Source organism: Phocaeicola faecalis (assembly GCF_021730445.1).
Taxonomy (GTDB): Bacteria; Bacteroidota; Bacteroidia; order Bacteroidales; family Bacteroidaceae; genus Phocaeicola; species Phocaeicola faecalis.
Genome location: NZ_JADNRM010000045.1, coordinates 1 through 1,998 on the forward strand (window position 1 = coordinate 1; position 1,998 = coordinate 1,998).

Here is a 1,998-nt window from a genome sequence, read left to right on the forward strand (position 1 = left end):
AGAGCGAACTGCATCGGTTGGCACGGATGTAGAAATGTTTGCAATGCTTCTCTATCTCACTGACGATTTCCTTCGAGCAGGAACCGCAGTCTGCCCTGAAGCGATTTACACGGATGTTCTGGGATTCCAGAAGAGCGAAGAATCTCTTATGGGTGTCAGCCTGATAAAAGCGCACATTTGTGTTGCCATCGCTGTTCTCGACATAGACAATCATGTCACCGATGACATATACGCCAGGTCTGTAGCCGAGGAACTTCTTGTATGTCGGTTTTGCATCATACTTCTCTGTTTCAAGGAACTGATGGTCGAAATCAACATCGTAGGTTTCCACCTCATTCAGTTCACCAGTGGAAACCAAGGCTTTTATAAGCAAGGCGTTGAGCTTGTCTGCCGTATTGAAATCATAGGTCTTGCCCTTATCGGAAGTATATGAGATGTTTTCCTGTGTCAGTTCCTTGATGGCTCTGAGGATGGTATCAGAGCTGCATGTACGAAGGGTAGGATGATACGAGAGATGGCGCATCAGTTGTGACGTTACATCTTCCACGCATGAGCCGCCACAGAAATAAACGCTCATCAGCGAACGGACTATCTCGCTGAACTGATATCCGAAGATACTGCTGCATCTCTGACCCAGTGTTGAGTCGATAACGGGTGAAAGCATGGAGTCAAATTTCTCCAAAAGGNATAAATGAAAAAAAAACTACTTTGGATATTAATTTTAGGACTGATAATAATCAGTTGCAAACAAAGGAAAACAGAAATGAAAGAGAAAATAATTAAAACAAACGGCATTGAACTCTGTACGGAAAGTTTTGGAAATAAGAAAAATCCAGCAATCCTTTTGGTAGCAGGTGCAACCGTATCAATGCTGTATTGGGACACTGAATTTTGCCAACAATTATCTGAAAAAGGATTTTTTGTTATTCGTTACGACAACAGAGATGTAGGAAAATCCACTAATTATGAACCAGGTTCTACTCCATACGATATTGTTGACTTAACTAATGACGCTATTTCAATATTGGATGGCTACAAGATTGACAAAGCACATTTTGTGGGGATTTCTTTGGGCGGACTAATTTCTCAAATAGCATCAATAAAGTTTGCCGACAGAGTTAACTCCTTAACTCTTATGTCATCAGGCCCTTGGGGAGACTCAGACCCAACTATACCTGAAATGGACACGAGTATTTTAGATTTCCATAGTAAAGCAGGTACAGTCAATTGGACAAATGAAGACAGTGTGGTAAACTATTTAATTCAGGGTGCAGAATTAATGAGTGGCAAGAAACAATTTGACAAACAAAGAAGTGAAAAACTGATAAGAGCTGAGTTCAATAGAGCCAACAATTATATAAGTATGTTCAATCACGCTGCATTGCAAGGTGGTGAAGAATATTGGAACAGATTAAACGAAATCAAACAACCCACCTTAATTATCCACGGAACAGACGACAAAATTTGGCATTATAAGAATGCAGGTTTTTTACTAGAAAAAATAAAAGGTTCAAATCTAATCACCCTTGAAGGTACAGGACACGAATTACACGTTGATGATTGGAAATCAATAATTGATGGAATAGAAAAACACATAAATGACTGATAAACAAAAACAACGACCCGCTAACAATGTATATAAAAAATAGGCGAAACAGTAGTAAATTCAAGGCTTTTGGCTCGTATTATACTTTGTGCTTAACCGAAAATTTGGCACTTCGAAATCGCCTACTTTTCATATACTAACCGTTATGTGCCATTTTTGAATGACAATGCGAATAGATACAGACAAACAAATGAATTTACTTAGTGATCCTAAAATCCGCAACTATCATCCAATACACGATTAAGGGTAGATTTATGAGTCGTTAGTAGCAGCTTTCAGTAAAAAGCAACAGCACAACATCAATATGTAGCCACCATCCCCTTACCCCACGATGCGACTTGAGGTAATACGCAGATTCAAACCGGAAAGAAAGGATTCTTATCCGAATTCTG

1 protein-coding gene and 1 pseudogene are annotated in these 1,998 nt (G+C 39.3%); one reads left to right on the forward strand and one right to left on the reverse strand.

Translation table 11 applies throughout. The features are described 5' to 3' along the window. A pseudogene (locus IR173_RS17925) lies at positions 1-682 on the reverse strand (IS1380 family transposase); the annotation flags it as partial. A 9-nt stretch (positions 683-691) separates the two neighbouring features. Here IR173_RS17925 and estT point away from each other — a divergent pair. Continuing rightward, positions 692-1,606 (forward strand): macrolide hydrolase EstT, encoded by a 915-nt coding sequence (gene estT / locus IR173_RS17930; RefSeq protein ID WP_006744646.1) that lies wholly within the window; start codon positions 692-694, stop codon positions 1,604-1,606. Positions 1,607-1,998 lie beyond the last annotated feature (392 nt).

What these genes read in the sequence shown, in the direction of transcription:
- estT (WP_006744646.1), top strand. Translation starts at nt 692, where the DNA reads ATGAAAAAAAAACTACTTTGGATATTAATTTTAGGACTGATAATAATC.